The sequence below is a fragment of the Paraburkholderia ferrariae NBRC 106233 genome, from assembly GCF_000685035.1.
Lineage (GTDB): Bacteria > Pseudomonadota > Gammaproteobacteria > Burkholderiales > Burkholderiaceae > Paraburkholderia > Paraburkholderia ferrariae.
Map to the genome: position 1 here is coordinate 199,071 of NZ_BAYB01000012.1, position 17,439 is coordinate 216,509.

Annotated in this window: 13 protein-coding genes and 1 pseudogene; 4 read left to right on the forward strand and 10 right to left on the reverse strand. The window is 67.9% G+C overall.

Features of this window, described 5'->3' with window-relative positions; all coding sequences use genetic code 11:
• Window positions 1-81: 81 nt before the first annotated feature.
• Together BFE01S_RS14760 and BFE01S_RS14765 are read right to left on the reverse strand one after the other, a co-directional pair.
• Window positions 82-1,254, reverse strand: coding sequence for a vWA domain-containing protein (locus BFE01S_RS14760; protein WP_028226188.1), 1,173 nt, complete (start codon window positions 1,252-1,254; stop codon window positions 82-84).
• A gap of 64 nt (window positions 1,255-1,318) precedes the next feature.
• Window positions 1,319-2,170: an AAA family ATPase gene (locus BFE01S_RS14765; protein ID WP_028226189.1), complete on the reverse strand. Its 852-nt coding sequence runs from the start codon at window positions 2,168-2,170 to the stop codon at window positions 1,319-1,321.
• A 444-nt stretch (window positions 2,171-2,614) separates the two neighbouring features.
• Between BFE01S_RS14765 and BFE01S_RS14770 the strand changes: the two genes are divergently transcribed.
• Together BFE01S_RS14770 and BFE01S_RS14775 are read left to right on the forward strand one after the other, a co-directional pair.
• Window positions 2,615-2,980, forward strand: coding sequence for a c-type cytochrome (locus BFE01S_RS14770; protein ID WP_028226190.1), 366 nt, complete (start codon window positions 2,615-2,617; stop codon window positions 2,978-2,980).
• A gap of 133 nt (window positions 2,981-3,113) precedes the next feature.
• On the forward strand, window positions 3,114-3,521 hold the full coding sequence (locus BFE01S_RS14775) for a c-type cytochrome (protein ID WP_028226191.1): 408 nt from the start codon (window positions 3,114-3,116) through the stop codon (window positions 3,519-3,521).
• Window positions 3,522-3,705: 184 nt separating this feature from the next.
• Here BFE01S_RS14775 and BFE01S_RS14780 read toward each other — a convergent pair whose 3' ends face one another.
• The 3 genes and pseudogenes from BFE01S_RS14780 to rsxB all read right to left on the reverse strand — a co-directional run bounded on the left by BFE01S_RS14780 (window position 3,706) and on the right by rsxB (window position 5,784).
• Entirely contained in the window at window positions 3,706-4,140 is a 435-nt protein-coding gene (locus BFE01S_RS14780) for a DUF1841 family protein (protein WP_028226192.1), read from the reverse strand.
• A gap of 80 nt (window positions 4,141-4,220) precedes the next feature.
• Window positions 4,221-4,841, reverse strand: a pseudogene (gene nth, locus BFE01S_RS38640) (endonuclease III); the annotation flags it as partial.
• Window positions 4,842-4,911: 70 nt separating this feature from the next.
• On the reverse strand, window positions 4,912-5,784 hold the full coding sequence (gene rsxB, locus BFE01S_RS14790; protein ID WP_028226193.1) for an electron transport complex subunit RsxB: 873 nt from the start codon (window positions 5,782-5,784) through the stop codon (window positions 4,912-4,914).
• 490 nt (window positions 5,785-6,274) lie between these two features.
• On the opposite strand from rsxB, the gene BFE01S_RS14795 reads away from it, so the two are divergent.
• Window positions 6,275-6,907 (forward strand): TetR family transcriptional regulator, encoded by a 633-nt coding sequence (locus BFE01S_RS14795; RefSeq protein ID WP_028226194.1) that lies wholly within the window; start codon window positions 6,275-6,277, stop codon window positions 6,905-6,907.
• A 108-nt stretch (window positions 6,908-7,015) separates the two neighbouring features.
• Here the strand turns inward: BFE01S_RS14795 and BFE01S_RS14800 are convergent, their stop codons facing one another.
• From BFE01S_RS14800 to BFE01S_RS43015, 3 genes are all read right to left on the reverse strand, one after another.
• Window positions 7,016-8,296 carry a polyhydroxyalkanoate depolymerase gene (locus BFE01S_RS14800; protein ID WP_028226195.1) on the reverse strand — a complete coding sequence of 427 codons (1,281 nt, stop codon included), beginning with the start codon at window positions 8,294-8,296 and terminating at the stop codon, window positions 7,016-7,018.
• A 247-nt stretch (window positions 8,297-8,543) separates the two neighbouring features.
• The gene (locus tag BFE01S_RS14805; RefSeq protein WP_028226196.1) at window positions 8,544-10,397 is read right to left on the reverse strand and encodes a glycoside hydrolase family 15 protein; all 1,854 of its coding nucleotides are present in this window, start codon (window positions 10,395-10,397) and stop codon (window positions 8,544-8,546) included.
• Between the two features lie 273 nt (window positions 10,398-10,670).
• Window positions 10,671-10,820, reverse strand: a complete 150-nt coding sequence (locus BFE01S_RS43015) for a DUF3096 domain-containing protein (RefSeq protein WP_084169851.1) — start codon at window positions 10,818-10,820, stop codon at window positions 10,671-10,673.
• A 217-nt stretch (window positions 10,821-11,037) separates the two neighbouring features.
• Here BFE01S_RS43015 and BFE01S_RS14815 point away from each other — a divergent pair, with 217 nt between their 5' ends.
• On the forward strand, window positions 11,038-12,198 hold the full coding sequence (locus BFE01S_RS14815) for a lactonase family protein (RefSeq protein ID WP_028226197.1): 1,161 nt from the start codon (window positions 11,038-11,040) through the stop codon (window positions 12,196-12,198).
• An 82-nt stretch (window positions 12,199-12,280) separates the two neighbouring features.
• Here the strand turns inward: BFE01S_RS14815 and BFE01S_RS14820 are convergent, their stop codons facing one another.
• On the reverse strand, window positions 12,281-16,573 hold the full coding sequence (locus BFE01S_RS14820; protein ID WP_028226198.1) for a DNA translocase FtsK: 4,293 nt from the start codon (window positions 16,571-16,573) through the stop codon (window positions 12,281-12,283).
• Between the two features lie 177 nt (window positions 16,574-16,750).
• Window positions 16,751-17,419 carry an META domain-containing protein gene (locus tag BFE01S_RS38645; protein WP_084169853.1) on the reverse strand — a complete coding sequence of 223 codons (669 nt, stop codon included), beginning with the start codon at window positions 17,417-17,419 and terminating at the stop codon, window positions 16,751-16,753.
• Between the last annotated feature and the right edge of the window lie 20 nt (window positions 17,420-17,439).

A 17,439-nucleotide genomic window follows, 5' to 3' on the forward strand; every position in this document is an offset into this window, starting at 1 on the left:
GGCGCTTCTTCGCGCGCCTCGCCTCGTGCCTGCGCGGCTTGCGCAATGGCGCTGGAGCACTTGCGCAGGGTGCGGCGGGCGTTACTTGCTGAGCGTGCGCATGGCCGTTTCGAGCCCCGCGATCGTGAGCGGATACATGCGGTGCCCAAGAATCTCGCGAATGACGGAAACCGACTGCCGGTACTCCCAGAGCCGCTCGGGTTCGGGGTTGAGCCAGGCGAAGTGCGGGAAGTGATCGGCGAAGCGGCGCAGCCAGACGGCGCCGGCTTCGGGGTTGTTGTATTCGACCGAGCCGCCCGGCTGCAGCACTTCGTACGGGCTCATGGTGGCGTCGCCCACGAAGATCAGCTTGTAGTCGGGCGTGAACTTGTGCAGCAGGTCCCACGTGGGCGTGCGCTCGGCATGGCGGCGGCGATTGTTCTTCCACAGGTAGTCGTACACGCAGTTGTGGAAGTAGTAGAACTCGAGGTGCTTGAACTTGGCCTTCGCCGCCGAAAAGAGTTCCTCGGTGCGCTTGATGTGATCGTCCATCGAGCCGCCCACGTCGAGCAGCATCAGCACCTTCACGTTGTTGTGCCGCTCCGGGACCATCTTGATGTCGAGCCAGCCCGCGTTGGCGGCAGTGCTGCGGATCGTGCCCGGCAGATCGAGTTCTTCGTGCGCCCCTTCGCGCGCGAAGCGGCGCAGCCGCCGCAGGGCCACCTTGATGTTGCGCGTGCCGATCTCGACCTGGTCGTCGTAGTCGCGGTAGGCGCGCGCGTCCCACACCTTCACGGCGCTGCGCTGGCCGCCTTCGCCGCCGATGCGGATGCCCTCGGGGTTGTAGCCGCCGTTGCCGAAGGGCGAGGTGCCGCCCGTGCCGATCCAGCGGCTGCCGCCCTCGTGGCGCTCCTTTTGCTCCTCGAAGAGCTCTTTCAGGCGTTCCATGAGCTTGTCGAGCCCGCCCATCGCCTCGATCTGCGCGCGCTGCCCGGGCGTGAAGTCGCGTTCGAGCCGCTTCTTGAGCCACGCCTCGGGGATCTCGAAGGCGAGTTCCGACTTCTTCTCCATGCCGCGGAAATACGCGCCGAAGGCCTGGTCGAAGCGGTCGAAGTACTGTTCGTCCTTCACGAGCGTCATGCGCGCGAGGTAGTAGAACTCGTCGAGCGACGGCGCGATCACGCGCTCCTTGAGCGCTTCGACGAGCGTGAGGTACTCCTTCACGGAAACCGGCAGCTTCGCGTCGCGCAGCGTGTAGAAAAAGTCGATCAGCATGCGGGGTCTCCGGGCTCGCGCCATGCACGGCGCGCGAGCGTGAACGAGTCGCGCGCGCGGCGCTTCAGCGGTTGTGGCGGTTCATGTAGATGAGGCGCTCGAAGAGCGTCATGTCCTGCTCGTTCTTGAGCAGCGCGCCCGCGAGCGGCGGCATGGACTTCTGGCCGCCGGCGGCGGAGAGCGCCTCGGGCGGGATCTCTTCGGCGAGCAGGAGCTTGAGCCAGTCGAGCAGCTCCGAGGTGGACGGCTTCTTCTTGAGCCCCGCCACGCCGCGCAGTTCGAAGAAACTCGTGAGCGCCGCGTTCAGCAGATCCTTGCGGATGCCCGGATAGTGCACCTCCACGATCTGCTGCATCGTGGCCGGCTCGGGGAAGCTGATGTAGTGGAAGAAGCAGCGGCGCAGGAAGGCGTCGGGCAGCTCCTTCTCGTTGTTCGACGTGATGATCACGAGCGGGCGCTGCTTCGCCTTGATGAGCTCGCGCGTCTCGTACACGTAAAACTCCATGCGGTCGAGCTCGCGCAGCAGGTCGTTCGGGAATTCGATGTCGGCCTTGTCGATCTCGTCGATCAGCAGCACGCTTTGCTGCTCCGACTCGAACGCCTGCCACAGCACGCCTTTCACGATGTAGTTGCGGATGTCCTTCACGCGCTCGTCGCCGAGCTGCGAGTCGCGCAGGCGCGAAACCGCATCGTATTCGTAGAGGCCCTGCTGCGCCTTCGTCGTCGATTTGATGTGCCACTGCATGAGCGGCATGTTCAGCGCCGCGGCTACCTCTTCGGCCAGCATGGTCTTGCCCGTGCCCGGCTCGCCCTTGATCAGCAGGGGACGCTTCAGCGTGATCGCGGCATTGACCGCGAGCTTGAGGTCGTCGGTGGCGACGTACTGCGATGAGCCTTCGAAACGCGTGGCGCACATGGTGAACCGCTCACTGAAAAAAATCCCAGTATAAGTCAGATGGGATGTCGCGTCGGAGGCGCCTCGCGTATCGTTGGCGCCGGCCGGGGAGGTTCGGTCAGGCCGGGGCGGCTGCGAGGGTTCGGGCGCCCGTAGCCGTGCGGGGGCCGGCCGGGCCGCGGGGACCCCGGTGCTGCCCTGGGTCCCCGGGATTCCATGGCCTCTCCTGGATGAGCGCGCAGACGCGCTGGACGGCCGGCAAGCGGGTCAGGCAGGCCCGCCAGCGCCCCGGGGAAGCCCGCCAGGCGTGGCGCGCTGTATGGACGGGCTGCGCGGCGGCGCGGTACAATCGGTTCGATTTTTTTCGGCCAGCACGGCGACGCACAAGTACAACGGCAGTACAAACGGCGCAGGCTGCCGCCTGCGGTTCGGGCGTTCGAATCCCCTCAAGCCAGGTTGAGTGCTATGAAAAAAATTGTCGGCAGGCACGTCGTGGGCGCAGCGTTGACGGTGCTGGCGGGCTTCGCGGCCACGGCTCACGCGGATGTCGTGGGCAGCGCGAAGGCGGGCCAGTCCAAGGTGGCGATGTGTATCGGCTGTCATGGTATTCCCGACTATCGCACCGCCTACCCCGAGGTCTACCACGTACCGATCCTCGGCGGCCAGAACGCCCAATACATTGCCAACGCGCTGCACAGCTACAAGAAGGGCGACCGGCACTTCGAGACGATGCACGCGATTGCCACCTCGCTTTCCGACCAGGATATCGCCGATATCGCGGCGTATTACTCGTCGCAGACGGCGGCATCGAAAAACAACCCCGATAAATAAGCGCCATCCGGCGGCAATCGATTGGCAGGGGCCAGGGGCAGTGCATGCCGTGTTGCCCGTGCGCCAACTCTGTCCGGCAAGCTGCACATGGGATCGCACCAGAACCCGCTGCGATCGCGACACAGGAGAATTCATGAACAAGCCCCATGAGGCCGCGCAATCCCGCAATGCCGGCGCTTTCGCCGCGCTCGCACGCGGCGCGGCCTGCGCCGCCGCGCTGGCCGCGGCAGTCGCGCTGAATCCCGCGCACGCCGCCGACGCCTCCAACGGCAAGGTGCTCGCCGAGAGCCACAACTGCGCCGCCTGCCACGGCGTCGGGCTGAACAGCCCGGTGAGCCCCGAATATCCGAAGCTCGCGGGCCAGCATGCCGACTACATCTACTGGGCGCTGCGCCAGTACCAGATGGGCACGGGCAATCCGCATCTGGGCCGCAACAATCCGATCATGCAGGCGCAGGTGCAGAGCCTCTCGCAGAGCGACATGAAGGATCTGGCCGCCTATATCGAATCGCTCAAGGGCGATCTGGTCGACAAGAAGTGACGTCCTGACGCCTCACGCGTGCGTGGCGCCTGCCGTGCGCGACACGAGGGCAGAACCCCGCGAGCGTCTCGCCCATCAGCTTGAGGGCGGGGCGGCCGCGGGGTTTTTTCATGCGCGGCGCGGCAGGGTTCAGCCGCGCTTCGGTCGTGCATTAGTCGTACATCAGCCGCGCATCAGCCGCGCATCAGTCACGCGAGGCGCGCCGTTCGATGCGTGCCAGGTAGGCGTCGGTGTCGGGCGGCGTTTGGGTGCGCTGCGCTTCCCAGATCGTTTCGCCGAGGCACTCCATGATGGCGTGCTGGGCGTCGTGCGTGGAGCCGAGGCGCGCCGCGAGCCGGTCGTGCGCCGCGCGGATGCCGGGCGGCTGGTCGATCGAAAGCTGTTCGCTGATCGCGAGGTGCATCGACAGATGCAGGAAGGGATTGCTCTGGCCGCGCTCGGGCGAGTAGTCCTGGGCGGCGGCTGCATCGGCATCGGCGAGTTCGCTGTGATACTCGGGATGCTCGACGATCCAGTCGGCGGCAATCGCTTCGAGCGGCGTCAGGATTTCGCCTGCGCGCTGCTTGCGCCAGGTCTCGGTGAAAAAGCGGCGGACTTCGTCGCGGCTGGGATTGAACATCGTCGGTGGGGAATACGTGTGTTGCGAGCGTTCATTTTACGCCGCATGCCGTGCGGGCGCGGGCGGCGCTCCAGGCTCAGAGGTCGGGCGGCGGCGAGCGGTTCGATCACGCATTGCCAGCATTCGGGGCGGCGCGCCTTGCAGACATAGCGGCCATGGAGGATCAGCCAGTGGTGCGCGTCCTGCAGGAACTCGGGCGGCGTGAACTTTTCGAGCGCGGTTTCCACGGCGCGCACGTCCTTGCCGGGCGCGAGGCCCGTTCGGTTCGCAACCCGAAAGATATGCGTATCGACGGCGATGGTCGGCTGGCCGAACGCCGTGTTGAGCACCACGTTCGCCGTTTTGCGGCCGACACCGGGCAGGCTTTCGAGCGCTTCGCGCGTTTGCGGGACTTCGCCGCCGTACTGCGCGAGCAGGATCTCGCAGGTCGAGATGACGTTCTTCGCCTTGGTGCGATAGAGGCCGATGGTCCTGATGAAGTCGGCCACGCGTTCTTCGCCGAGCGCGAGCAGTTTTTCGGGCGTATTCGCCACCGGGAACATCTTGCGCGTGGCCTTGTTCACCGAGACGTCGGTGGCCTGCGCGGAGAGCATCACGGCGATCAGGAGTTCGAACGGCGACTTGTATTCGAGCTCGGTGGTCGGATGCGGGTTGAGGCTTTGCAGCGTTTCGTAGATGGCCCGGCGCTTGGTCGCGTTCATGCTCGTGGTGGGGGTCGCTGGTTGAGGCCGCTCAGTGGCGCTGCGCGGGGAATCTGCGCAGTCGGTTCACTTACGTCGGCGTATCGTCGTCCTGGTCCGCGGGCGGCGTGCTGCCCGGGTCCTTTGCGTTCTCGTCGATGCCCATGCGCCGGCGGCGCGTCTCGGCCGCGTCGATCTGCGACTGCACGTCGGCGCTGACGTTATCGGTGTTGAGCGGGCCCTCGCCGCGTTCGGCCATTTCCGCCTTCTTGCGGCGCGCACGTTCGAGCGCGGCCTGGATGATCGCTTTCTTCTTCGCTTCGGCGTCGTCGGCGGTTGGGGGGCTCGCGGATTGTGCGGCTGCAGCAGATCCGGCGGCCTGCCCTGCCGCGGCGGCCGTCGTTGCCTCGGCGGCTGCCGCCCGTCGCGCCGCTGCGCGCGCAACGGCTGCGTCGCGCTCGCCGGCGAGCCGGGCGAGGCGCCGGTCGTGGCGCACGCGCGCTGCGTCGGCCTGCTGCTGGGTCCACGCGTCCCAGCCGGTTGCGTTGCCCGTCACCGGGATCATTGCGATGCAATCGACCGGGCAGGGCGGCACGCACAGGTCGCAGCCCGTGCACAGTGCCGTGACGACCGTGTGCATCTGCTTGGGCGCGCCGACGATGGCATCGACCGGGCACGCCTGCATGCATAGCGTGCAGCCGATGCAGAGGCTTTCGTCGATGAAGGCAACCGGGCGCGGGCGCTCGACGCCGTTGACCGGGTTGATCGGAATGACGGGCTTGCCGAGCAGGCCGGCAAGCCGCGCCACGCCCTCGGCACCGCCGGGCGGGCACTGGTTGTAGCTGGCGGTGCCGGCGGCGACGGCTTCGGCATAGGGCCGGCAGCCGTCGTAGCCGCACTTTGTGCATTGCGTCTGGGGCAGCAGATCTTCGATGCGATCTGCAAGTGTTCTGGAATCGTTCACGTTTGCTGCGTCGGGGGCGGGCCTTGCGCGGCGCCTGCGGGGCCATCGCGGCGGGCGGCGCGGGCAGGGCGCCAAAGCCTGCATTATCGCCGATTTCCCGCATTGCCATTGGCGGGCCATGTGCCATAATCAAAGCGCTTAATTCGAAGTACGGCGTCGAAGTTCAGCATCGAGTACGGCGTCGAACCGCAGCATCGAGGAAGGGCGTGCAAGAACAACGCCGGGCACTGCAGGAAGGACGGCGAAAGAAAAGGCTGTGAAAGAGGGCATCGAAGCAGAGGGCATCGAAGGGCATGCTGCTTCGCGGCGTGATACACGGCATAAAACCGCATACAACAAAACAGCGAACGCAAGACCGTAGGATGAAGGGTGTCGGTCCATTAACCTGGCGCGCCCCGTTCAACGCTGCCGCCGAAAGGCGAAAAAACGGGCTAGGAGAGGCCCGGCAGCGCGATCCGGAACACGCGGCTTACCGAGCGATCCTGCCACCATGAATCAACCCAAAATCAAAAGAGATCCTGAAGGCACGCGCCGCCGCATCCTGCTGGCCGCGGCGGAAGAGTTTGCCAATGGCGGACTGTTCGGCGCCCGCGTCGACCAGATTGCGCGTCGCGCGGAAACCAACGAGCGCATGCTCTATTACTACTTCGGCAGCAAGGAGCAGCTGTTTACAGCCGTGCTCGAGCACGCGTTCTGCGCGCTCACCGAAGCGGAGCGCACGCTCGACTTCGCCGACCTGGCGCCCGTGGAGGCCATTACGCGGCTCGCGCATTTCGTGTGGGACTACTACCGGGATCACCCCGAGTTCCTGCGCCTCATCAACAACGAGAACCTGCATGAAGCCCGCTACATGCAGAAGTCCACGCGCATCCGCGAGATGATTTCGCCCATTGTGGCGACGCTCGGCGCGATCCTCGCGCGCGGCGAATCGGCGGGGCTGTTCCGCTCGAACATCGATCCGCTGCGGCTTTACGTGACGCTTTCCGGCATGGGCTACTACATCGTGTCGAACCGCTTCACGCTGGCCGCAACGCTCGGGCGTGACTTCAGCACCCCAGCCGAGCGCGCCGGGATGATCCAGTTGAACACGGAGATGCTGCTCGCGTTCCTGATGCGCAAGTAACGCGGGCAAGGGCGCGTAACGCTGCCGCAAAAGAGAAAGGCGCGCGCCGTGCATGACGGCGCGCGCCTTTCTTGCGTTGACTCGCGTTGGCTGGCGTTGGGCTGGCGCTCAGGCCACTGCGCTTTCGCTGGCGTGTTGCCTCGTGGCCAGCTCGTGCTCGCGAATGAAGTCGCGCAACTGCGGATAGATGATGGTGCGCCAGCGGCGGCCCGAGAAAATGCCGTAGTGGCCGCACTTTTCCGCGGTGAGATGATGCTTGTGCGCTTCGGGGATGCCCGTGCAGAGGTCGTGCGCGGCGTGCGTCTGACCCGAGCCGGAGATGTCGTCCAGTTCGCCTTCGATGGTGAGCAGCGCCGTCTTGCGGATGTCCTGCGGGCGCACGCGCTCGCCGGCCACGTCCCACGTGCCCTCGGCGAGGCCGAACTCCTGGAACACGGTGCGGATGGTCTCGAGATAGTACTCGGCGGCCATGTCGAGCACGGCGTTGTATTCGTCGTAGAACTGGCGGTGCGCTTCGGCGTCTTCCTCGTCGCCGCGCAGGAGGCTCTTGTAGAAGTCCCAGTGCGAAGCCGCGTGGCGTCCCGGATTCATCGCGACGAAGCCCGTGTGCTGGAGGAAGCCCGGATACACCGCGCGCCCTTCGCCGGGATAGTTGGCCGGCACCGTGTGGATCACGTTGTTCTCAAACCATTCGAGCGAGTGCTCGGTGGCGAGCGAGTTCACCGAGGTGGGGCTGCGGCGCGCGTCGATCGGGCCGCCCATCATCGTCATCGTGAGCGGGGTTTCCTCGCCGCGGCTCGCCATCAGCGAGATCGCCGCGAGCACCGGCACGGTGGGCTGGCACACCGAGATCACGTGCAGGTTGCGCGCGCCGATATGGCGGATGAAATCCTGGATGTACGCGATGTAGTCGTCGAGGTGGAACGGGCCGGCTTCGAACGGGACCATGCGCGCGTCGATCCAGTCGGTGATATAGACCTTGTGGTCCTGCAGCAGGGTGCGCACCGTGTCGCGCAGCAGCGTGGAGTGGTGGCCCGAGAGCGGGGCGCACAGCAGCACGACGGGCTCGTCCTTGAGCGTGGTGACGGCGTGGCTGTCGTCGGCGTAACGCTTGAAACGCAGCAGGCGGCAGAAGGGCTTTTCGACGATCGTTTGCTCGACGATCGGAATGTTGAACCCGTCCTTCGTGATCTGGCGGATGTTGAACTCGGGCTTCTCGTAGTCCTTGCCGAGCCGGTAGAGCAGTTCGTAGCCGGCGGCGAGGCGCGTGGCGCCCGGCACCAGCGAAAACGGACTGGCCGGATTCGAGAACGACTTCGAGGCCGCCTGGGCCCAGGCGGTCAGCGGGCTCAGCAATGCGCGCTGAAATTCACGGATTTGGTAGAGCATGGGTGCTCCAGCTTCATGGGGCGGTTCGCACCAAGGCGCACGTGTTTGGGGCACGGCGTGGGGTCGGGGCGGACGGGGTTGGACGGACAGTCAAAAATGGTCAAAAAAGGTCCGGGCGGACCCGCGCGCGTCACAAGCATCGTAAGCATCACAGGCATCATGAGCCGGGGCCGGGCATCGACCCCCAGATTGTTGTGCGGCGCAGCAAGCATAGTTTAACCCACCTGGGCAAAAGCGGATCGCCGCGTCACTGCGCCGCAACAGTTTCGGCTTCGGCCGGCACGCCCGCGCACGGCGGATGTCCCGTCTCCTTCGCCATCTCCTGCTCGTGGCGCATGAGGTTCAGCCCCGTGTGCACGAGCGCCACGTGCGAGAACGCCTGCGGGAAATTGCCCACCAGCCGGCCCGCAACGGGATCGTATTCCTCGGCGAGCAGCCCCACGTCGTTCGCGAGCGAGAGGAGCCGTTCGTACATCCTGCGCGCGTCGTCCATGCGGCCGAGCAGGGCGAGGTTATCGACCATCCAGAAGCTGCAGGCGAGGAAGGTGCCTTCGCCGGGCGGCAGGCCGTCGTTGAATTCGGTGGTGCGGTAGCGCATCACGAAGCCTTCGCACATGAGATCGCGCTCGATTGCCGCGACCGTGCCCGCAATGCGCGGGTCCGACGCCGGCAGGAAGCCGACGAGCGGCATGAGCAGCAGGCTCGCGTCGAGCTCGGTGCCGTCGTACACCTGGGTGAACGTGTTGAGCGTCTTGTTGAAGCTGCGCTCGCAGATGGTTGCGTGGATCGTGTCGCGCAGCGCGCGCCAGTGATCGAGCGGCCCCGGCAGATCGAACTTCTCCGCCGACTTCACCGCGCGGTCGAACGCCACCCACGCCATCACCTTCGAGAACGTGAAGTGCTGACGCCCGCCCCGCGTTTCCCAGATGCCTTCGTCGGGCGCGGTCCAGATCGTTTCGAGGTGTTCGAGCATGGTGCACTGGATCGACCAGGCCGTGTCGTCGGCCTGCAGGCCGCCCACGCGCGCGAGATGCAGCGCGTTCATCACTTCGCCATACACGTCGAGCTGCAACTGCCCGACCGCATTGTTGCCGATGCGCACCGGCGCCGAGTTCTCGTAGCCGGGCAGCCAGTCCACTTCGAATTCGGGCAGGCGCCGCTCGCCCGCAAGGCCGTACATGATCTGCAACTGCGAGGGCGAGCCCGCCATCACGCGGCCGAGCCACGCGCGCCAGGCGCGCGCCTCGTCGTAGTAGCCGCCGCGCATCATGGCGAGCAGGGTGATCGTGGCGTCGCGCAGCCAGCAGTAGCGGTAGTCCCAGTTGCGCGTGCCGCCCAGCTGCTCGGGCAGCGAGGTGGTGGGGGCCGCGACGATGCCGCCCGTGGGTTCGTAGGCGAGCGCCTTGAGCGTGATGAGCGAGCGGCGGATGGGCGCGGCCCAGCGGCCCTCGACCGTGCTGCGCGCCGACCATTCGGACCAGAAGTTCTCGGTGCGGGCGAGCGCCGAGAACGGATCGCGCGGCGGCGGCAGCCGCAGATGCGAGGCCGCGTAGGCGAGCGAGAACGGCACGCGCTCGCCTTCCTTCACCTCGAACTGGGCGACCGTGCGCATGTTCTCGCCTTGCAGATCGACCGGCGTGCGCAGCACCACCGTGTCGGGGCCGACGATCGCCTTGATGCCGCTTTCGTAGGCGAGCCGGCTCACCCACGGCACCGAAAAGCCGTAGTCGAAGCGCAGCACGAGTTCGCACTGCATGCGCACGGTGCCGCGCCGGCCCACCACGATGCGCACGAGCTCGGACCAGCCATTGCCGGGCGGCATGAAATCGATCAGCGTGACGGCGCCCTCGGGCGTTTCGAAGTCGGTTTCGAGGATCAGCGTTTCGCCGCGGTAGCGGCGCGTGGTTTTGATCTCGACGCCTTCGCCCGCATGGGGGGCGATCAGCCAGCGTCCGTTCGCCTCGGTGCCGAGCAGCGCGGCGAAGCACGCACCGGAGTCGAAGCGCGGCCAGCAGAGCCAGTCGATGGAGCCGGCGCGGGACACGAGCGCGGCCGTGTGGCCGTCGCCGATCAGGGCATAGTCTTCAATGGGTGCGGGCATGGTAAGCAGTTTGACAGGTGCCGGATGAATCGAAAGCGCCTCCGGTACCGGGTTTAACGGCAGATTGCACGCACAAGATTAGTGGCTCCGGGGCCGCTCGTGCAATGCGTTTTACGGGCATGGGCGCGCGGGCGTATGCAAAAGGCCGCCTCGAGCGGGCGGAGGGCGCGCTCCGGCGCCGCCGTGCAATCGAAATGAAAGCAACGTGCGGGCGACGTGCAAGCAACGCACAAGCGCACGCGTGACGAGGCAGAAAGACGGCGATGCGATGCGTCAGAAGTGGCCGCCGGTGCCGAACAGGCCCACGATGCCGATGATGATGAGGTACAGCGCCACGATGTAGTTGAGCAGACGCGGAGCCGCCAGGATCAGGATGCCGGCGATCAGCGAGGCGAGCGGGCCGATGGCGAGATGGACGTTCATGTTCGCTTCCTTGGTGGGCTGGGCACGCGCGGCGCGCGGGCTCGCAACCTCTCTTATACTGGGTCCACATCCTTCAGATGTTTGCAAGAACAAGGAGATGGACATGTTCCAGCGCCCTGCTTACGCATACGCCGTGCCCGGCCTCTTGCCCACCCGGCCTCCCCGGGCTCGCGGGCGCTCGGGGCTGACCCGATCGCTGGTCCGGAGTCTCCTCATCATGGCCAGCGTTGCCGCCACCCACGCTTTCGCACAGACTTCTTCCTCCGCACCCGCGCCCGCAAACGGCGTCTACGACCTGATTGTCGGGACTTATACGGGCGGCAAGAGCGAAGGGCTCTACGTCTATCGCTTCGACACGAAGACCGGCGAGGCGACGCCGGTGAGCGTGGCGAAGACGGTGAATCCCTCGTATCTCGTGGTGAGCCGCGACCGGCGCTTCGTCTATGCGGTGAACGAGTTGCCGGGCGACAACGGGCCTGCTTCGCAGCGCGGCAGCGTGAGCGCCTTCGGATTCGATCCGGCGAGCGGGCAGCTCACGTTTCTCGACAAGGTGTCGTCCGAAGGCAACGATCCGTGCTATCTGAGCCTCTCGCCGGACGGCAAGTACCTGCTCGTCGCGAACTACTCGGTGGCGGCCGACCCGGGCGGCAGCTTCGCCGTGCTGCCCGTCGAGCAGGACGGGCAACTGGGCGCGGCCGTGCTCACCGTGCATCACGACGGCAGCGGCCCGGTGAAGGGCCGCCAGGACAACGCGCACGTGCATTCGACGGTGTTCTCGCCGGACGGCCAGTACCTCTTCACCCAGGATCTCGGCACCGACAAGCTCTACGCTTACCGCTACACGCCGGACGGCAGCCGCGGCCTCTTCGGTCCGACCGCGTGGCGCTACACGGACGTGAAGGCGGGAACGGGCCCGCGCCACCTGGTGTTCGGCAACGACGGCCGCTACGCGTACCTCACGAGCGAACTGGCGGGGACGGTCAGCGTGTTCCGCTATCGCGACGGGCATCTGACGCTCGAACAGGTCGAGAAACTCGCCGAGCCGGACTTCAAGGGCGCGGTGGGCGCCGCGGCGCTCCACCTTTCGCCGGACGGCAAGTTCCTCTATGTCTCGAATCGCGGCGATGCCAACGATATTTCGATCTTCGCCGTCGACGAATCGACCGGCAAGCTCAAGCGCGTGGGCCGCCAGGCGAGCCTCGGCAAGTCGCCGCGCGAGTTCGCCATCGACCCCACCGGGCAATGGCTGATCGTCGGCAACCAGAACAGCGACACGGCCTACGTGTTTCGCCGCGATCCGCAGACGGGCCTGCTCGGGCCCGATCCGAAGCCGATCGAGATCGGCTCGCCCGTCGATTTCAAGTTCGTGGCGCCTTGAGGGGGCTGCGCGCTCGCGCGCAAAAGGATACGCAAAAGGATGAAGCGGGACGCTGCGGGGGGCGGCAGAGGCCGCCCCCTTGTCATTCGGGCTGGCCGCCGGGCACGAGCACTTCGCGGCTGCCGTTGATGCCCATCGGCGAGACGAGCCCCGCCGTTTCCATCTGCTCGACGAGCCGCGCCGCGCGGTTATAGCCGATGCGCAGTTGCCGCTGCACCGAGGAAATCGACGCGCGCCGCGTGCGCACGACGAAAGCGACGGCCTCGTCGTAGAGCGGGTCCGCTTCGGCTTCGGGGGCGTCGCCGAAGAGATCCTGCGGTGCGCCTTCGGCGGCGGGGCCGTCGAGAATGCCCTCCACGTACTCCGGCTCGCCGAACTGCTTCAGGTACTCCACCACGGCATGCACTTCCTCGTCGGCCACGAACGCGCCGTGCACGCGTTGCGGATAGCCCGTGCCGGGCGGCAGGAACAGCATGTCGCCCTGGCCGAGCAGCGACTCGGCGCCCATCTGGTCGAGAATCGTGCGCGAGTCGATCTTCGAGGACACCTGGAACGCGACGCGCGTGGGAATGTTGGCCTTGATGAGACCGGTGATGACGTCGACCGACGGGCGCTGCGTGGCGAGGATCAGGTGAATGCCCGCGGCGCGCGCTTTCTGTGCGAGCCGCGCGATCAGTTCTTCGATCTTCTTGCCCGCCACCATCATGAGGTCGGCCAGCTCGTCGATCACGACCACGATCATCGGCAGCGGCGAGAGCGGCTCCGGCGCCTCGGGCGTGAGCGAGAACGGATTGCCGATCTTCTTTTCCTGCGCTTCGGCGTCGCGGATCTTCTGGTTGAAGCCCGCGAGGTTGCGCACGCCCACGGCCGACATCAGCCGGTAGCGCTTTTCCATCTCGCCCACGCACCAGTTGAGCGCGTTGGCGGCGAGCTTCATGTCGGTGACCACGGGCGCGAGCAGGTGCGGGATGCCCTCGTACACCGAAAGCTCCAGCATCTTCGGGTCGATCATGATGAGCCGCACGTCCTCGGGCGTGGCCTTGTAGAGGAGCGAGAGGATCATCGCGTTGATCGCGACCGACTTGCCCGAGCCGGTCGTGCCGGCGACGAGCATGTGCGGCGCGCGGGCGAGATCGGTGACGATCGGGTGGCCGACGATGTCCTTGCCCATCGCGATGGTGAGCTTCGACTGCGAGCGGTGGTAGGGCGCCGATTCGAGGATTTCCGAGAGGCGGATCATCTGGCGGCGCGCATTGGGCAACTCGAGCCCCATGCAGGTCTTGCCGGGAATCGTTTCGACCACGCGGATCGACGTGAGGCCGAGGCCCCGCGAAAGATCCTTCATGAGGCCGACGATCTGGCTGCCGCGCACGCCGAGCGCCGGCTCGACTTCGAAGCGCGTGATGACCGGCCCCGCCGAGGCGCCGACCACGGTCACCGGCACCTTGAACTCCTGGAGGCGCTGCTCGATCAACTGGCTGGTTTCGGCGAGCTTTTGCTCGGAGACAGGCTCGATTTCCGACGACGCGCGCTCGAGCAGATCGAGACCCGGCAGTTCGACGGCCGAGGCCGGGAGCGGCTGGAACTCGAAGCTGGTCGGCGCGTGGCCGCGCACGGGCTGGCGCTGGGCGGGCTCGGGGGTGGGCGTGGGCGTTGCGTCCGGGGCAATCGCCAGGGGCGCGGCGAATGCCGGGGCGGGATGCGTCGCGGCAATGGGCGGGGCGAGCGGCGCCACGGTGGGGGAGGGGGCCCACGGAGCCGTTGCCGTTGCCGGTTGCGCGGCGATGCCGAAGTGGGTATCGGCGATGGCGGGTTCGATGTCGCCGGTCGCGTTCGAGGTGGCCGCCTGCCAGGGGGCGGTGGTCAACGGCTCCAGGTTTTCGTGCGGATGCGCGAGTGCGGCCGGGGGGACATCGGCGGCCGACGCTTCGTTCGCGGGCTCTGCGGCGAGGGGGCGGGGTGCGTCAGGGACTGCGCGCGGGAAGCGCACGATATTCGAGCCGTCCGCGATGGCGGGCTGGGCTGGCGGCGCTGGCGGAATCGCGGGCGCCGGGTCCGGTGCGCTTTGCGCTTCTGGCTCACTTGCGAATTCCACGGCAGCCGGTTCGGGCGTCAGCACGACGGACGTAAAGTCATACGCTGGCGGCTCATCAGCCGGAGCGGTTTCGGACGGCGTTGCGTCGGCGGCTTCGTCGTCGAGCAGGGTCCACGGCGCGAGACCGTGTTCGCTTTCCGGCCATGCCGGTCGTGCAGGGAAGGGTTGCGGCGCGGCGGATGCCGCAGGCGTGTTCAGGCGCGCTGCGTCGAGCCATGTCGTGGCGGGCGCCGGTGCGCGCGGCAGCGTGACGGGATCGGCGTGCAGCGGGGCAGCGGTGGACTGCGGTGAGGCGGTCGCCGCCGTATCGAGCATGTCCCAAGGCGACGCTTCGGCTGGCTCAACGGCTTCAGGCGTCGCGGCGATATCGAAAGCAGGCGCCAGGCCGGTGCTTGCGGCCAATGCGGCGTCAGGCACGGCAAGCGCTGCCGGAGCCTCGACGGCAGGCGCGGGCGCAGCCGCAGCGAAGGTGTGCTGTGCGGTGTCGTTGCTGTCGGGCTGGGTGCCCGGGATTGGCGTGTTCGGCGCTGTCGGGGGCGTATCTGCCGGCTCGTCGTGCGCAGGCGTCAGCGAGTGTCGATCGAAAGCCGGCATCGCATCGTAGGCGGCCATGGCCTGCGCCGCCGTTGCTGGCGGTTCGCTCGGGTCATGCGGCACGGTCGCCGGCAGGGTTGCCTCGTCGGCCTGCGCCGCGCTGGCGGTGGTCCGCGCATCCGGCAGCAACTCGACCGCGGACCCGGCAACAACCGGTGTCAACACGGGTGCAGTCGCCACAGGCATCAACTCGCGCGCCCCGGTCTCGTTTGCCGTCGGCGCAGCAGCCTCTGCCGCGCGCGCAGTGTGCTCTTCGATCGTATTGCGCCGTGCGAGGCTGGCACCGGCCAGCGTCGTCCAGCGCGCGGCGTTTTCCTCGATGGAGCGCAGCGTTTCGAGCACGCTCGTCGAGAGCGGTTCGCGCGCAGTGGGCGCCGTCGAGGCCGAAGGCCGCGAGAAAGCCGGGGAAACGGCCGGGGCCGGCGTCTGCGCGCGAGGCGTGGCCGCCTGCGTGCGCATCGCATTGCGTGCGGAGGGCGTAGGCCAGACGAACGGGCGTGGCGGCTTGGGCCGAGGCGCGGGCGGGATGCTGGCGGCCGCGCGCGCCGCCGTGCTGCCGGCGACAGGAGGCGGGGCGCTGCGACGCACCGGCGCGGGAGTCGCGAACGGCGAAGTCAGCGGATCGAGCGGCGCGGCAGCCGTGGCCGCGAAGCTGCGCACGGCGGCACTGGCTGCGGCGGCGGCCTGCGACTGCTGCAACGCCGCCGATGCCGACGACGCAACGGGCCGTGCGCCCGGCACAGGGGGTCTCGCCGTTTCGGTGCGCCAATGCGACGGTCCGGCGGACGGTTGCGCGGGTGGTTGTGCGGCAGCGGGCGCCGCAGGGTTAGCAGGCGCAACGGCCGGCGCCATCGGACGGCGGTTGTCGCCAGGCGCGGCGGCTGCGTTACGAACCGGGTTGCCCGAGGGCTCGCGCAGCCATCCCGCGGGCGCGACGGGTTCGGTGCGCGCCCAGGCGGGCGGGGTGTCCGCACCGCCGGAAAGGCTCGGTTCGACGCGCGAGCCGGGCGCCGCCGGGCGTGCCGCCGCGTTGTCGGCAGTGGCCTTGCCTGCCGCTGGTGCTGGCATTGCGGCCGCACTGGCCCTGGTCGTCGCAGCGGCTGCAGCCGCCGCAGTGGCACCCGCTGCACCGGCCCCTGCGCGGGCGCCGCTGGCCGGCGGTCGCCACACGGTCGGGCGCCGGCGCCGCGAGCCGTCGAGCGTCGTCGGCGTATTGAGCGTACCCACGCCCGTGAGGCTATGCGTCGCGAGCGCGTCCTCGGCGAGCGCCCGGCGGCCGCGCGGCGCGATGTTGTTGCCGTCTTCGCTGCGCGCCCGGAGATTGAGGCCGAGGCCGAGCGACACGTCCGCCCAGGCCAGCACGTCGCGCCAGCGGAAATCGACGAGCCACGGCAGGCTCACGAAGAAGAGGGCCGCCATGACGAGCCCCGTGACCGCCCGGCCGGCGAGGCCGCCCAGCCCGGACGCGAGCGCGTGGCCTAGCGCATCGAACCCGGCGATGTCGATGAGCGTCGCTTCGAGCGTGCAGCTTGCGACGAGCACGCAGAAAAAGCCGAGCCAGAGCCGGATCGTGCCCGGTCCGCGCAGGCCCGCGCCGCCCGGCAGGACGGTCCTGACGAGGCGCCAGACGAGGGGGATGAACCAGACGGACGAGACGCCGAACCAGCCAGGAACTACCGTGTGCATGCGATAAATCTACGTAGGGAAGAAGTGCAACGCGTCGAGTGTAACGGTTCGGCCGGCTCGGGCCGAACTGCGGGTTGCGGCTACGCCACGCCGGCTTCGCGCCGGCGGGCGCAGTTCAAGGTACAAGCCCGGTGCAGACGGAGCCGGCGCATGTTGCCGAACGCCACCGTACGCCGCTCACTGGCGCGGCTCGGCCGCATTCTTGTCCGCGGGCGGATGCGTGAAGGTGAGGCGGTCGCCGTCTTCGAGAATGAGCAGGAGCGCCTGGGGCTCGTCCATCTGCACGCCGGTGCGCGCAATGTGCGCGAGGGCGTCGAGATAGGCGCCTTCGATTTCGCCGCCCGCGCCGGCGCATGCCATGCGCGTGCCCGCGAGCGGTCCGAACGAGAGCAGGCCGTTCTTGAGCATATAGGTGCCCGTGTAGCGGTTGCAGCCCGAGAAGCCGCTCGCGCGGCGCAGGCCGGTGGCGGTCGAGAGATCGAGCGTGATCGGGCGGGCGTTCTGCGGCGTGCCGGGCGCAGCGGCGGTGGGGCTGCTGGCCGTCCCGGCGGTAGCGGCAGCGGTATCGGCCGCGCCCGGCACGGCGCGCAGCGTGCCGTCGGCCTGCTTCCATTGCACGAGCTGCCACTGGGTGTTGTCGAGCAGTTGCGTGGCGGCGGGCGTATAGGGGTCGGGCGGCGGCGCGGACGAATCGTGGTGCACCGGCATCTTGCAGGCGGCGAGCATCAGCGCGGCGGCGAGGGGCGCCAGGCGCGAGGCGATCAGTCCCGCGCGCAGGCGCGGCGGGCGCGGGGCAGGGCGCCCGGATGGGCGCGCGCTCAAACGCGCGCTCGAACGATTAGGCATCGCATCGGTCCTCGTCGTAG